This is a genomic window from Musicola keenii (genome assembly GCF_014855505.1).
GTDB lineage: Bacteria > Pseudomonadota > Gammaproteobacteria > Enterobacterales > Enterobacteriaceae > Musicola > Musicola paradisiaca.
This window is the reverse complement of record NZ_JAAWVW010000021.1, coordinates 40,887-54,513: the sequence shown is the minus strand read 5'-3', so window position 1 is coordinate 54,513 and position 13,627 is coordinate 40,887. Positions and strand designations below refer to the sequence as shown.

The following is a 13,627-nucleotide window of genomic DNA, read 5'->3' as shown; positions in this document are numbered from 1 at the left end:
AGAATATGCCTGGCGGCGATAGCGCGGTGGTCCCACCTGACCCCATGCCGAACTCAGAAGTGAAACGCCGTAGCGCCGATGGTAGTGTGGGGTCTCCCCATGTGAGAGTAGGGAACTGCCAGGCTTAAATTTGAAGGTGTAATACACCGGGTTATCAGATTGACTCCTCTGATAACAGACAGAATCGGTGGTGCGGTAGTTCAGTCGGTTAGAATACCGGCCTGTCACGCCGGGGGTCGCGGGTTCGAGTCCCGTCCGCACCGCCACTTTTTCAAGCCCTAGGTGTCATACCTAGGGCTTTCTATTATTGTCAAAAAATCAGCAATGTGAACTGCCCCGCTCCGGTAGACGAACCTGCCCTATTGGAGGACTCCCCCCCGGTAGACGATCCTGCTCTATAGTTTGAGCATAGGGGGAGCATATGGGCACACCACGATTTACACCTGAATTTAAGGAAGAAGCCGTCCGTCAAATAACGGAACGCGGTTATTCCGTTGCCGAAGTATCTGACCGTCTGGGGGTTTCTGCACACAGCCTCTACAAGTGGCTACGGGCTATCAAACCTGATAACAGTGAACAGCATGCCCGTGATTTACTGGAAGCCAAAAGCGAGATCCTGAAACTACGGGCGCAGCTAAAACGCACCGAAGAAGAACGGGATATCCTGAAAAAGGCCGCGCGGTACTTTGCAAGGGAGCCCGACTGAAGTACCGCTTTATCAATGAGCACCGCAATATATGGGGTGTGATGACGAAGTGTCGGGTACTGAATGTCGCCCGGGCCGGGTTCTATGCGTGGCTGCATAACCCTGTTTCGGCGCGTGATAAAGATAACGAGCGCCTGCTGATGCTTATCCGTGACTCATACTCACTGAGCGGAGGCGTTTACGGTTACCGGCGGGTTCATGGCGACCTGAACGAAATCGGGGAAACCTGCGGTAAAAACCGGGTGAGCCGCATCATGCAACTGAACCGGATTAAAGCTGTGCGCGGCTATAAAGCGCCACGCCGTATCGCTGGCAGACCCTCAGTAGTCGCGCCTAATCGCGTGCAGCGGCAGTTTACTGTTGTCCGGGCCAATCAGGTCTGGGTCACCGACATCACTTATATCCGCACCTGGCAGGGCTGGTTGTATCTGGCGGTAGTTATCGACCCTCTTTGCCCGTAACGTAGTGGGCTGGTCGATGAAGCCGACTCTCTCACGCGAACTGGCGCTGGATGCGCTGATGATGGCTGTCTGGCGACGTAAACCCGACGGCGAGGTCATCGTACATAGCGATCAGGGCAGCCAGTACGGCAGTGATGACTGGCAACGCTTCTGCCGGGCCAATAACCTGGCCCCGAGCATGAGCCGGCGTGGCAACAGCTGGGATAATGCGGTGGCCGAATCGTTCTTCAGTTCGCTGAAAAAAGAACGCATCAGAAAGAGAATATACAAAACCCGGGCTCTGGCCCGAGCGGATATCTTCGATTACATTGAAGTGTTTTACAACCGGGCCCGGCGCCACAGTCATCTCGGCGGCGTCAGCCCGGAGGCCTTTGAACAGGCCTCGTCGTGAGGACAGGTTTTGTCTACTGTCGTGGGGTCAGTCCAAGGGGTTTATTCTTGCTAATGGATTGAAAGCCAGGAGCAAAGCTTCTATAACAAGGTTTATTACTACATGATTACAGCAAGTACGGGCGAAATGTGCGCAGTAAAACTTATGCAATGAGATACGTTGCGGGACAGCCCGTAAAACGTATTTTTCCTCCAGCACTGCAATACTATTCAGAGCATATTGCTCCTGCAGGGCGGTTATTGCGAAAAGAAGAGGTTTTACAAGTCGTTGTTTGGAATATATTTAAGCAGCAACGCATTAATTGGCTGTCTGTATTAAAACAATTTGGGCACAGCGCGCAACTGATGTTGTTGCAAGAGGCTCAGTCCACTCCCGAGCTCATTCGATTTGCCACTACGCACTATTTATCTGCTGATCAGGTTCCAGCATTTAGTCTTCCTCAGCATTCTTCTGGTGTTATGACGTTATCAGCTGTTCAGCCTATGTATTGCTTTCCTATGCGGGAACGTGAGCCATTGATTCGATTGGCTAAATCGGCATTGGTGACAGCATACCATCTCCATGATGGCCGATTGTTGATGGTGGTGAATATTCATGCGATCAATTTTAGCCTTGGTGTGGAAATTTATACCAAGCAGTTGGATGCTATAGGGATACAGCTTCTAAACCACCATGGACCAGTAATTATGGCTGGAGACTTCAATGCATGGAGTCAACCGAGGCTAAATGCACTCTATCGATTTGTTGAGCAAATGCGGCTGGTTGAGGTCATTTTTGCTGACGATCATAGACGAAGAGCCTTTGGGCGCCCCTTGGATTTTATTTTTTATCGCGAGTTGGATGTTTCGCGATCTTCAGTGCTAGTGACTGATGCATCGGATCATAATCCCCTGTTGGTTGAGTTTGGCGTATCTTGAATCTGGGTTGTGGACAGCGCTCATCGTGATATAGACGCTCCTGCGCTATAGTTTGAGCATGGGAGGAACGTATGGGCACACCACGATTTACACCTGAATTTAAAGAAGAAGCTGTCCGTCAAATCACGGAGTGCGGCTATTTCGTGCCGAAGCTTTCGATCTCCTGGGTGTTTCTGCACACAACCTCTACATGTGTTAAGGGCTATCAAACCCGCTAAAAACGAACAGCAATCCTGTTTTACTGGAAGCTAGAAATGAGATCCTGAAGCTCCGGTTGCGGTTGAAACGCACAGAAGAAGAACGGGATATTCTGAAAAAAGCCGCACGCTACCTTTGTCAGGGATCCTGTCTATCAATGAGCAGAGAGTCATGCGGTGAGTCGGGTACTGAATGTCGCCAGGGACTGGGGCATTCCAATGATTAACTTCACCAAAGTGCCTTTCCATAACATTCAGCACTAAAGGATGTAGCGGTCAATACGAGGGAGACACTAATCCTATCAAGCAAAGTATTTCTGCGAGATTGACAAGTGTACTCAGGGCGCGCGATCGTTGAGTGTTGGCAGGTTTGAGAAACAGGCATAGCGACGTTGGCTTACTTTTTACACATCAAGTAGTTCACATTCGCTACGCCTGTCTTTATTTACGAAGGGCAGCAGACAAACCTACGCTTATTTCTACAGAACTTATCATGATTCTGGAGACTGCTTATCGGTAACGTAAAGCGTTAATCTATCACCTGGCTGGATATTGGCGTTCTTATTGATCACCGAATTCCAGCGCATTACATCTGTGGTGTTCACACCATGGCGTTTCGCTATGCTTGCCAACGAATCACCCTTCTGAACACGATAGACTATCGAACTCTGTTTACTGCTGGACAATTTGACGGTTGCAGATGATGCGCTAACTTGCGCTACCTGCAGGCTTTGTCCTATTTTCAGTGAGTTACCCTTAAGGCGGTTCCATTTTTGCAAATCCTGGGTACTCACTTTCATACGCTTGGCAATACTGGATAACGTGTCGCCAGAACGAACCTTATATGTCGTACTGAGGCTTGCTTGCACCATCTTCACGGGTTGCACTGCCACTGCTATATCACCGTCAGCTAAAGAGTCTTTCAACTGAGCAACGTGTGATTTTGGCACCATTATGTAATGAGGACCATTGGGTGCCGTCACATCACGTTTGTAACCGGTGTTATAGCTTTTTAGCTTGCTGACGGATAAACCCGCAAGCTCTGCAGCCTGGGTCAATTCCATTTGCTGACCCAGCTCAACCCGCGCTAAAGCCCGATTTTCATTGGGCTTCGGTAACTCAACACCATACTTTTTGCTGTGTTTGAGAATTTCACTCAGTGCCAGCATTTTGGGTACATACGTAGAAGTTTCATAAGGCAAAGCAAGAGCCCAATAATTTATAGGGCGCCCCTTGGCCTTACTGGCTTTAACCGCCTGCATGATCCGTCCTTCTCCTGCATTATAAGCAGCGACAGTTAATAACCAGTCACCATCAAACATGCGGTTAAGACGTTGCATCATATCAAGCGCTACAGTCGTGGATGCCACCACGTCTCTGCGTCCGTCGTACCATTGATTCTGTTTCAAACCATAATTACGCCCTGTATGCGGGACTATCTGCCATAAGCCGACGGCATTGGCAGATGATCTGGCATTTGGGTCAAAAGCGCTCTCCACTATGGGTAGCAGTACCAGTTCCATCGGCATATTACGTTGTTTAATCTGCTCGACTATCCAGTACATGTACGGCTCTGCCCGTAATGTTACATCGTGGAGATAGCTCTTATTTTTTAAATAACGCGCTTTTTGCTCGCGGATCCGGGCGTTATCCGGAACCTCCATCTTCAGCTCGTCGCCAATGAAGTTCCACAAATCTCGCTGCGCGAGGCTGTTATCATCCAGCCAACGTGCATCGGTCTCTCGACCATTTGTGTACATTCTTGCTTCACTTTGACCTGCCGAAGACAGACTCTGTGCATGTTGTCTGGGTTGGGAAGTATCGTAAGGCGATACTTGGCAACCCGTTAACAAGACTGAGGCGATGAGGGTCGCTTTAGTCTTCATATATATGTCAATAGTTGCTTAAAAGACACGCAATCATACTTTGATTGGCTGTCAGGCACAACAAAAAACGTCAGAATTGGTTTTTCATTGTGCGTAAATGCGCAAAAATTTGCCAATCTGCATCAGTATCCATGTTATTTAAAAATTTTCTTTTTAAATCAATATCATTACATCTTAGAAAAATATTTATTCTACGTTCTACTCCTAATCGGGAAGGCAAGGATGGTGATCCTTTCTCTCGTAATTGTCTGATTTTGAGTAAATAATCGCGAATGTCAGTCTCTTCTGGCCAGATATGATGTGCGAATTCAAGATTGGACTGTGTGTATTCATGAGCACAGCAAACCAGTGTTTCATCTGGTAGCTGCGCTAATCTACTGACTGACCCCCACATCTGCTCCGGCGTTCCTTCAAAAATGCGCCCGCAGCCAGCAGAAAATAATGTGTCACCGCAGAACAAATATGGGGCGCTATAATACGCGATATGTCCCGCCGTGTGTCCCGGAACGGAAAAAACAGAGAATTCTGATCCTAACAGCAGTATGACACTACCTTCGTGTACGATTTGCGTTGCCCCCTTCAGTCGGGTTTCTTCCGGGCCATAAACCGGTATGGAAGCAAAGCGCTCTTTTAGTGCAGTCACGCCCCCTGTGTGGTCATGGTGATGATGGGTTAATAGAATTGCGACAGGATTTAGCTGACGTTCCTCAATGGCCGACAACACTGGAGATGCATCACCGGGGTCAACGATGACACATTGATTCTCATGCTCCAGTAGCCATATGTAGTTATCCGTAAAAGCGGGAACACTGATAAGATTCATACTGCATCCTTGTTTCGATTTGTCTGGGGAAGATACTGGAACATGAAACCTGCACAAACATTACAGAAGATAGCCGCGCCAGAATCATGGGAGAAGATTCCCTGGGGAAATTTGTATAAAGAAACGCTGAATACAGCGCTATCCCCTTGGTGGTCAAAGATTTTTGGTTTTCATTTATTGAAGGTCGGTGCTCTGAGCATAGAAATTGACAGTGAGGAATGTACGATCCCTCATCAAGTCAATATGTGCCCGGCTCTTGGCCGAGCGCATGTTGTCGCTGATCCTTATCAACTGCCTTTCGCCGAGAAATCTATTGATGCCTGCCTGTTGGCGCATACGCTGTCATATTCCGCTGATCCTCACCGAGTGTTGCGAGAAATTGATCGCGTGTTGATTAGCGATGGTTGGCTTATTATCAGCGGCTTCAATCCGATTAGTCTGGTTGGCATGGGGAAGTTGTTGCCCGGAGTCCGGCGTCGGCAGCCTTATTGCAGCAGAATGTTCAGCCAGATGCGGGTAATAGACTGGTTGAGTCTGCTGAATTATGAAGTAGTACACCATGACAGCTTGCATGTATTGCCCTGGCGTCATCAGGAACGTGGGGTCTGGCGAAATCATTTGCCTTTGCTTGGATGCATTAATGTGCTGATCGTGCGGAAGCGAACAATTCCACTGACGATTACCCCCTCTAAAACCTTGTTTAGAAAATCATCATTACGCCGTCCTTTGGGCGCGACGAAGAGCTACCACCAGAGTCATCAATCGGGTTGATACCCAGTGTCTTCCTGCGTGGGATTATTTGCCGCCTGTTTGGCCAGCACATCGCATCGCTCGTTTTCCGGGTGACCGGAATGCCCTTTAATCCATTTCCAGTGCAAATGGTGACGCTGAACTGCGGTATCCAATCGTTGCCATAAATCGGCATTTTTGACCGGTTTCTTCTCCGTAGTTTTCCAGCCGCGTTTTTTCCAGTTATGAATCCACTGAGTAATGCCTTGCCGGACATATTGGCTATCGGTGCTGAGTGTGACTTCACATTCGGTTGTTAACGTTTCCAGGGCTGCAATGGCGGCCATCAGTTCCATGCGGTTGTTGGTTGTCAGACGGTACCCCCCACTGAGGGTTTTTTCGTGCTGTTTATAGCGTAACAGCGCACCATAGCCGCCAGGGCCAGGGTTTCCGAGACAGGAACCGTCAGTGAAAATTTCAACCTGCTTGAGCATCTCTGGTAGACTCTTGTTCATAAGATCAAAAGCCCAAGTCTGACATAAACGAAACCGATGAGCACTGTAATTACGAGACAAGTCGTCCTTGATACCGAAACCACCGGCATGAACCGGCTGGGGGTTCATTATGAAGGCCACCGTATTATTGAAATTGGTGCGGTGGAAGTCATCAACCGTCGGTTAACGGGACGACACTACCATGTATATCTTAAGCCGGATCGGTTGGTAGATCCCGAAGCGTTTCAGATTCATGGCATCAGTGACGAGTTCTTGATTGATCGGCCAACCTATGCCGACATTGTCGATGAATTTATTGAGTTCATCCGTGGTGCGGAACTGGTAATCCATAATGCATCGTTTGATATCGGTTTTATGGATTACGAATTCCGTATGTTGAATCGGGATATCCCGAAGACCGAAACATTTTGCAGTATTACGGATAGCTTGGCGATGGCGCGCCGGTTGTTCCCCGGAAAACGTAATAACCTGGATGTGTTGTGTACACGCTATCAGATAGACAATAGCAAGCGAACTCTGCATGGAGCATTGCTTGACGCTGAAATTCTGGCGGAAGTTTATCTGGCGATGACCGGCGGTCAAACGTCTCTGGCGTTTTCCAGCGACAACGAAGGAACACAACAGGCGGTGGTGGCGGAAGCGATACAGCGTATTGCCCGTCCAGCCTCGGCGTTGAAAGTCATTCATGCCAATGATGATGAATTGATGGCACATGAGCAGCGTCTCGATCTGGTGATGAAGAAAGGCGGCAGCTGTTTGTGGCGGAATTGATCGCAGTGACGGGCAATAACTCGCCATTGCGACGAAATTGTAAACAAATAGAATCGGTTAGTGATAAAAAACATTGACGGTTTCTGCCGCGCGCAATAATATCCCTCCCGCTCTATGAGCACAGCGCGGTGCGGTAGTTCAGTCGGTTAGAATACCGGCCTGTCACGCCGGGGGTCGCGGGTTCGAGTCCCGTCCGCACCGCCAACCATTCAGAAGCCCTGGGCCTTGTCCGTCCGGGGCTTCGTCTTTTTGTCCTGTGATCAATCCTCGTTTTCAGTGATTCCGTTTTTCTTGTTCCGTACCCTGATGTCCGCTGACAAAATCGGAAAAGAGCGGGGACCGTCGCCCCCGATGTCCTTCAGGCCGTCAAACGATGGGAATATTTCTGCCGTAATAAATCTCCTGCATCTCGCGATACAACAGATTTGTAATGCGCTTACGCTCTTCCTGGCTGAGTTCTTCCGGACTGACGTTAAACAGATAGTGTTTGAGATCAAAATCCTTCAGCAACATTTTGGTGTGAAAGATGTTTTCCTGGTAAACATTCACGTCCATCAGGTGATACAGGGATTTCATATCTTCAGACATAAAGTTCTGAATAGAATTGATTTTATGGTCGATGAAATGTTTCACGCCGTTGATATCGCGTGTGAAGCCCCGAACACGGTAGTCGATGGTAACAATATCTGACTCAAGCTGGTGGATCAGGTAGTTGAGCGCTTTTAGCGGGGAGATAACGCCACAGGTGGAGACTTCGATATCAGCGCGGAACGTACACAGGCCCCCCTCAGGGTGGCTTTCCGGGTAGGTGTGTACGCAGATGTGGCTTTTATCAAGATGGGCGACGATGGCGTTTGGCAACGGGCCAGGATGCTCCGATGTATCCACATCCCGTGGATCGACCGGTTCTTCACTGACCAGAATGGTGACGCTGGCCCCTTGGGGCTCATAGTCTTGCCGGGCGATATTGAGGATATTGGCGCCGATGATAGAGCAGGTTTCGGTCAGGATTTCTGTCAAACGATTGGCGTTGTACTGCTCGTCGATATAGGCGATATAACCATCGCGATCGGCGGGCGTCTTGGCATAACAGATATCGTAGATACAAAAACTCAGGCTTTTAGTCAGATTGTTAAAGCCATGCAGTTTCAGCTTTTGCAATTTAATTCACCCCCTTATGCATTCAGGAGATCAGCGGGCGGCTGACAACGCATTCAGTAAATACTGCGGCAGGGCAAAACTGCCGACGTGAACGGCCGGATTATAATAGCGGCATACAATCCTGGAGGCGGTAAAACGCTGCTGCAGCGCTTCCAGCGAGAGTGTACGCAATAGAGGGTTATCGCTGGCCCAGGCAAACGTCATGATTCCACCGTAATAGGTGGGGATTGCGGCCTGATAAAAGCTGACATCGCTGAAATAATGACTCAGCTTCTGGTGGCTGTTGACGGCTTCATCCTGTTGCAGAAAGCAAACACCGTTCTGGGCAACAAAGATGCCACCATCATTCAGACAGCGGGCGCATCCTTGATAGAAATCAGAAGTGAACAGGCTTTCTCCCGGACCTATTGGGTCGGTGCAATCGGATATAATGACGTCAAATTTTTCCTGGCAGGCGCTAACGAAATCAACACCATCGGCAATGACCAGGCGGAACCGGGGGTCGTCATAGGCACCGGCATTATGATCAGGCAGGTATTGGCGACAGAATGCGACGACGCCAGCGTCTATTTCTACCATGGTGATCTGCTCAATATCGCGATGGCGACAGACTTCTCGCAACATACCGCCGTCGCCGCCACCGATGATCAGCACACGCTTTGCGTTGCCGTGTGCCAGCAGTGGGACATGGGTCAGCATTTCGTGATAGATGAATTCATCCCGCTCGGTGGTCTGTACCACGCCATCCAGCGCCATTACCCGGCCCAGTGCGGCATTTTCAAAAATGATTAAATCCTGATGGTCGGTCTTTTCGTGGTAAAGAACCTGATCTATTGAAAAATACTGACCGAAGTTGGCATGCAGCGTTTCATACCATATTTCTTTCCGGGACATGTCAGGGCTTCCTCCGCGATAGCAGCCATGAAAAATGGCGCGCCATGATAGCTAACTCTCATGGCGCTTGCACGGTCATATTTCACGCAATACGGAGGATTTTATCTTTTACTGGGCGCTGGAAAGCAGATTGAGCGAGTTTCGAGCCAGCGACTGACATTTTTTCGGTGTGGATATGGCTATTCCGCTCAGATCCCGATAACTGGCTTCGCCCAAGGCAATCATGTCGTACTGATTATAGTTACTGAGATCCCAGTGGTTTTGTTGGGCGAAGACAACCAGCGCACGGCGAATCTGTTCGTTGGGCAAATCCTTGTAGCCGCAGCTATTTTTCAGATAGACAAAAATTGCCGTAAGGTCGGCAAGGTCTTCTGCTTCGAACTCATTCAGCGCCTTGCTGGCGGAAGAGAAGCTCATTAAACCGATCAGAAGCAGCACCAGTGCAGAATTTTTCATGATTAGACCTGTTTATCTGTCATCGGATGACGTTAACACAGTTAGTGTCTGGTATTCCAAGCATTATTGCCATCTGAACGGTGCTGGCGTGTGGCATGAAATGTGATGGACGGCTACCGACAGGGGGAAGGAACGGCAATGGCATGATTACAACATATTTATTGTTTTTTGATGTTATGTTGCCCGCCTTCTGCTTTGATATTAATAGTGTAATCCGAATTCTATTGCAGCCTATCTCTCATGACATCAGGTATCTGGCGCGTAAGTAGTAGTGTATTGGCCTGCATGCTACTGTTCCCTATGGGAACGGTAGCCGTACTGGCATGGTTTATTCCTGTCGATACGATGGGAATATTGTGGCGTTGGTTTCCGGCTTATGGCCTGAATTCGGTGTTGTTGGCGTTGGGGTGCATGGTATTTAGCCTGCTGTTCGCCTTGCCGTTGTCGTGGGGGATGGCCCGGTATCGGTTTATCGGCCAGCGCTGGCTGCATCGTGGGTTGCTGTTGCCGTTAGCGATGCCGGCATACCTGTTAGCTGCCATTTATAGCGGCGTACTTGGGTATGACGGCCCGGTCAGCTATATCCTGCAGGCGTTGACGTTTGATGTCGACATGCCGCCGTTGACGGTATGGCAGCATTTTTCACCTATCATCAGAAGCAGTCTGTGTCTGGCACTGGTACTGTTTCCCTATCTTTATCTGTTGGTGCGAACCGCTCTGATGACGCAACATCCGAATCTGCATCAGACGGCGCAACTGATGCATCACTCACCGGTGCGGATTTTCTGGCGTATTTCGTTGCCTTTATGTCGCCCCGCCATGCTGTTGGGCATGATACTGATGGCGTCAGAGTCTCTGGGCGATTATGGCGTCTCGGCGTATTTTTCTTTGCAAACGCTGACAACGGCAGGTTTGGATCTCTGGCGGGATAAAGAGCAACATGCGGCTGCGGCTGCCATATCGGCGATATTGCTGCCGGTGATTCTGGCGTTGTGGTTGCTGGCGCAATACAGCCGTACCCGACAGTTGCGTTACCAGATGAATGATCGCGTTAAAACCGCTTCACTGCCCGTGTTGAGTGGATGGCGGCGATGTGGGTTGATGATTCTGGGGTGGGGGTTGGTCGGCATCGCTTTTATCATCCCGGTTTTCTGCCTGTTTTATTGGTCAGTGAGGGCGGAAGTGCAAACCTGGAACTTGTCGTTCCTGTTGGCATTCACCAATAGCGCCATGGCTTCAACCTGTTCAACGTTGGCGATGATGGCGTTGGCGCTGTTGTGCATATTCGATGCACAATCGATTGGCAATATCGCGCATCGTAATCCGCTGCGTTTGCTCAGTATCAATCGTCTGATACCGGGCACGGTACTGGGAATGGGGGTAATGGTTCCTTTTCTGGGGCTGGATCTCTGGCTGTCACCTTCTCGCTTGGCCGGGGAGTCACTATGGGCTGGGTCGATTTTGGTGCTCATTATCGCTTATTGCATGCGCTTTAGCGGGTCACTTATCGATCGTTTGCAGCTACGTATGCGGCATATCCCGAGCGCGATGAATGACATCAGCCGTTCCATGGGATACACCCCGGCTCAGCGCGTGTGGTGGGTCTACTTACCTCAAGTGCGGTATAGCCTGATTGTCGGGGTCTTGCTGGTTTTTTGCGAAGGCCTACGCGAGTTGAATGTTGCTCTATTGATGCAACCCTTCAATGTAGAGACCATGGCGGCCTATGTGTTTCGTTTTATCATGGATGAACGTCTGGATCTGGTGGCCTCTCCGGCACTGATGGTGGTTGGCATTGGTATTCTTCCGCTGTTTGGATTGAGCCGTTTGGTGATGATGGAGGAGTAGAAACATTATGACGACACCCGATGTGTTGACGGTTACGTCGTTGAACTGCCGTTATCCTAACGTCCCGGTGCTGGACAACATAAGCTTCTCCGTCCGGGAAGGTGAGATGGTCTGTCTGTTGGGGGCCAGTGGTGAGGGGAAAACAACGCTGCTGAAATCCATTGCCGGGCTGCTGGCATTCGAACAAGGTCGTATCACGATTGCCAATCAGAAAGTGGGCGACTCGACGGCGGTTGCTCTCGTGCCCAATTCGGTCGGTATGATTTTTCAGGACGACGTGCTGTTTCCCCACCTGACTGTGATGGAAAATATTACGTTTGGTCTGCGCGATAAATCCGCTGATGAAATGAAGGCGATCACCGAAGACGTGGCGGCATTGATGCGTTTAGAGGCGTTTACCCGCTGCTACCCGCATGAATTGTCGAAAGGCCAACATCAACGGGTGGCGATCGCCCGTACATTGGCTTGCCAGCCCAAACTGTTGCTGTTGGATGAACCGTTTTCCAACATCGATAGTCAGATACGTTATCAGTTGCTCAGCGAGTTGCGTAAGATACTGAAACAGCGCCAGATTGCAGCGTTATTCGCCACATCAGATCGCGAAGATGCCTTTACCTTCGCTGATCATTTGATACTGATACATGACGGCGGCATTGTGCAGCAGGGCGTGTCGGCCGCGCTCTATTACCGACCGGTGAGCCGTTATGTGGCTGATTTTTTGGGCAACAGCAACTATCTTCCGGTGCGAGTCACCGGCGATCGCTATTGGCAGAGTTTTCTGGGCGATCATCAGTCACTTAGGTCTTTGAACCTGCCGTTGGGGGGCTACGACTGGCTAGTGAGGCCGCAGGAGATTGCGTTGGCGCTGGATGCCGAAAGCTCGGCAATTGTTGTCGATCGGCTATTCATGGGCAACAGCAACGTTTATCACGTCCGGGTCAACGATATGGAGTTGCAGGTACAAACAGGAAACTGGTTTGAGCCTGGACAGCAGGTCCGGCTCAGTATCCGTACTGATCAACCCGTATTTTTCCCACCGACAGTGGTGGACACACAGGTTCCGCAGACACAAAGGCAGCAGGCCTAGAGCCCCGCGGTTCAAAATATTCGCCGTTGATGGTGCGTTTGTAATACCTTCCTTGCTTGACGTAGAAACGTTCCCCGTTGACATCGACGACCGATGCGCCGCTGGGCGCGTTGACTACCGTTTGCGGCGGGGCGTCGACGACGACATAGCGATTGTCATCCCGGCGGTAGAACATGCCGTTCAGCACATAATAAGTGATACCTGCGATCAACACAGTTTCCGCGCCTGGGGGCAATTGATAGAGAAAACCGCCAACGGGAGGCCGATGAGTCAGTGCATCGCCGAATCCGGGGCCGAATGGCATCGGCCCTGGCGGCGCGGCCAATGTTGGCAGGCTCAGCGTCATCAGCATCAACAGGGTGGCAGCATTTTTCATACAGCGTTTCCAGTTATCATCAGTTGTCAGGAAGGCCCGTGTATCAGGATTACTTGCCGGCGTTATTTTTGGGTTGCTCGGGCTGTGGCGGCAATTCCCGTATGCTGATGCTGACTTCATACAGTTTGCCGTTGCCGGCAGGAACATTGGCGCTCAGTTTGCCAACGGCTTGCACCGGGTCCGTTGTTTGCAGCGATGCATGATATAGGGCGGGCATCGGCGGCATGAACGCCGGCGGTGGAGGGAAGGCCCCAGCCTGACCGAAAGCCGGCGCATCGGCCCGTTCCGGACTGGCGGACGCGCCGGGGACAGCGGCAATCAGGGAAAGACAGGTAATGAATGTTGCGGTACCGCAGATCTTGGTTAACGTTTTCATACTGCACCTCGCATTTAGGTTGTTTGGTCAGGC

13 protein-coding genes, 2 tRNA genes, 1 rRNA gene and 2 pseudogenes are annotated in these 13,627 nt (G+C 50.3%); 10 read left to right on the top strand and 8 right to left on the bottom strand.

Features of this window, described 5'->3' with window-relative positions:
* Positions 1 to 8 precede the first annotated feature (8 nt).
* From rrf to HEP82_RS20010, 5 genes and pseudogenes are all read left to right on the top strand, one after another.
* Positions 9 to 124 (top strand): 5S ribosomal RNA (rrf, locus tag HEP82_RS17365).
* A 65-nt stretch (positions 125 to 189) separates the two neighbouring features.
* Positions 190 to 266, top strand: a tRNA-Asp gene (locus tag HEP82_RS17360).
* Positions 267 to 421: 155 nt separating this feature from the next.
* A pseudogene (locus HEP82_RS17350) lies at positions 422 to 1,558 on the top strand (IS3 family transposase).
* Between the two features lie 128 nt (positions 1,559 to 1,686).
* A complete protein-coding gene (locus tag HEP82_RS17345) occupies positions 1,687 to 2,475 on the top strand; it encodes an endonuclease/exonuclease/phosphatase family protein (protein ID WP_192459220.1) in 789 nt (262 codons plus the stop codon).
* 71 nt (positions 2,476 to 2,546) lie between these two features.
* Positions 2,547 to 2,827: pseudogene (locus tag HEP82_RS20010) on the top strand (transposase); the annotation flags it as partial.
* A 336-nt stretch (positions 2,828 to 3,163) separates the two neighbouring features.
* Here the strand turns inward: HEP82_RS20010 and mltD are convergent.
* Complete coding sequence (mltD, locus tag HEP82_RS17340; RefSeq protein ID WP_192459219.1) at positions 3,164 to 4,558, bottom strand: murein transglycosylase D; 1,395 nt, start codon at positions 4,556 to 4,558, stop codon at positions 3,164 to 3,166.
* A gap of 70 nt (positions 4,559 to 4,628) precedes the next feature.
* Positions 4,629 to 5,381 (bottom strand): hydroxyacylglutathione hydrolase, encoded by a 753-nt coding sequence (gloB, locus tag HEP82_RS17335; protein WP_192459218.1) that lies wholly within the window; start codon positions 5,379 to 5,381, stop codon positions 4,629 to 4,631.
* 42 nt (positions 5,382 to 5,423) lie between these two features.
* On the opposite strand from gloB, the gene HEP82_RS17330 reads away from it, so the two are divergent.
* Positions 5,424 to 6,152 carry a class I SAM-dependent methyltransferase gene (locus HEP82_RS17330; protein ID WP_192459217.1) on the top strand — a complete coding sequence of 243 codons (729 nt, stop codon included), beginning with the start codon at positions 5,424 to 5,426 and terminating at the stop codon, positions 6,150 to 6,152.
* Here HEP82_RS17330 and rnhA read toward each other — a convergent pair.
* Entirely contained in the window at positions 6,140 to 6,604 is a 465-nt protein-coding gene (rnhA, locus tag HEP82_RS17325) for a ribonuclease HI (protein WP_015854521.1), read from the bottom strand. The genes HEP82_RS17330 and rnhA overlap by 13 nt on opposite strands.
* 57 nt (positions 6,605 to 6,661) lie before the next feature.
* Between rnhA and dnaQ the strand changes: the two genes are divergently transcribed.
* Together dnaQ and HEP82_RS17315 are read left to right on the top strand one after the other, a co-directional pair.
* Positions 6,662 to 7,396: a DNA polymerase III subunit epsilon gene (gene dnaQ / locus HEP82_RS17320; RefSeq protein WP_192459216.1), complete on the top strand. Its 735-nt coding sequence runs from the start codon at positions 6,662 to 6,664 to the stop codon at positions 7,394 to 7,396.
* A 127-nt stretch (positions 7,397 to 7,523) separates the two neighbouring features.
* Positions 7,524 to 7,600: transfer RNA gene (locus tag HEP82_RS17315), tRNA-Asp, on the top strand.
* Positions 7,601 to 7,762: 162 nt separating this feature from the next.
* On the opposite strand, the gene speD is transcribed toward HEP82_RS17315, so the two are convergent.
* The 3 genes from speD to HEP82_RS17300 form a co-directional block, all read right to left on the bottom strand.
* Complete coding sequence (gene speD / locus HEP82_RS17310; RefSeq protein ID WP_192459215.1) at positions 7,763 to 8,557, bottom strand: adenosylmethionine decarboxylase; 795 nt, start codon at positions 8,555 to 8,557, stop codon at positions 7,763 to 7,765.
* A 30-nt stretch (positions 8,558 to 8,587) separates the two neighbouring features.
* Positions 8,588 to 9,451: a polyamine aminopropyltransferase gene (speE, locus tag HEP82_RS17305; protein WP_192459214.1), complete on the bottom strand. Its 864-nt coding sequence runs from the start codon at positions 9,449 to 9,451 to the stop codon at positions 8,588 to 8,590.
* A 108-nt stretch (positions 9,452 to 9,559) separates the two neighbouring features.
* Complete coding sequence (locus tag HEP82_RS17300) at positions 9,560 to 9,907, bottom strand: YacC family pilotin-like protein (RefSeq protein ID WP_192459213.1); 348 nt, start codon at positions 9,905 to 9,907, stop codon at positions 9,560 to 9,562.
* A 285-nt stretch (positions 9,908 to 10,192) separates the two neighbouring features.
* On the opposite strand from HEP82_RS17300, the gene HEP82_RS17295 reads away from it, so the two are divergent.
* Both HEP82_RS17295 and HEP82_RS17290 read left to right on the top strand, forming a co-directional pair.
* Entirely contained in the window at positions 10,193 to 11,755 is a 1,563-nt protein-coding gene (locus HEP82_RS17295; RefSeq protein ID WP_192459212.1) for an ABC transporter permease, read from the top strand.
* Positions 11,756 to 11,762: 7 nt separating this feature from the next.
* On the top strand, positions 11,763 to 12,842 hold the full coding sequence (locus tag HEP82_RS17290) for an ABC transporter ATP-binding protein (protein WP_192459211.1): 1,080 nt from the start codon (positions 11,763 to 11,765) through the stop codon (positions 12,840 to 12,842).
* On the opposite strand, the gene HEP82_RS17285 is transcribed toward HEP82_RS17290, so the two are convergent.
* Positions 12,757 to 13,218, bottom strand: a complete 462-nt coding sequence (locus HEP82_RS17285) for a DUF6515 family protein (RefSeq protein ID WP_192459210.1) — start codon at positions 13,216 to 13,218, stop codon at positions 12,757 to 12,759. The genes HEP82_RS17290 and HEP82_RS17285 overlap by 86 nt on opposite strands.
* Before the next feature lie 49 nt (positions 13,219 to 13,267).
* Positions 13,268 to 13,594, bottom strand: coding sequence for a hypothetical protein (locus HEP82_RS17280; RefSeq protein ID WP_192459209.1), 327 nt, complete (start codon positions 13,592 to 13,594; stop codon positions 13,268 to 13,270).
* Positions 13,595 to 13,627 lie beyond the last annotated feature (33 nt).

Coding starts and splice junctions, on each gene's coding strand:
- HEP82_RS17330 (WP_192459217.1), top strand. CDS start 5,424: ATGAAACCTGCACAAACATTACAGAAGATAGCCGCGCCAGAATCATGG.
- rnhA (WP_015854521.1), bottom strand. CDS start 6,604: ATGCTCAAGCAGGTTGAAATTTTCACTGACGGTTCCTGTCTCGGAAAC.
- gloB (WP_192459218.1), bottom strand. CDS start 5,381: ATGAATCTTATCAGTGTTCCCGCTTTTACGGATAACTACATATGGCTA.
- mltD (WP_192459219.1), bottom strand. CDS start 4,558: ATGAAGACTAAAGCGACCCTCATCGCCTCAGTCTTGTTAACGGGTTGC.
- dnaQ (WP_192459216.1), top strand. CDS start 6,662: ATGAGCACTGTAATTACGAGACAAGTCGTCCTTGATACCGAAACCACC.
- HEP82_RS17280 (WP_192459209.1), bottom strand. CDS start 13,594: ATGAAAACGTTAACCAAGATCTGCGGTACCGCAACATTCATTACCTGT.
- HEP82_RS17290 (WP_192459211.1), top strand. CDS start 11,763: ATGACGACACCCGATGTGTTGACGGTTACGTCGTTGAACTGCCGTTAT.
- HEP82_RS17300 (WP_192459213.1), bottom strand. CDS start 9,907: ATGAAAAATTCTGCACTGGTGCTGCTTCTGATCGGTTTAATGAGCTTC.
- HEP82_RS17285 (WP_192459210.1), bottom strand. CDS start 13,218: ATGAAAAATGCTGCCACCCTGTTGATGCTGATGACGCTGAGCCTGCCA.
- speE (WP_192459214.1), bottom strand. CDS start 9,451: ATGTCCCGGAAAGAAATATGGTATGAAACGCTGCATGCCAACTTCGGT.
- HEP82_RS17295 (WP_192459212.1), top strand. CDS start 10,193: ATGCTACTGTTCCCTATGGGAACGGTAGCCGTACTGGCATGGTTTATT.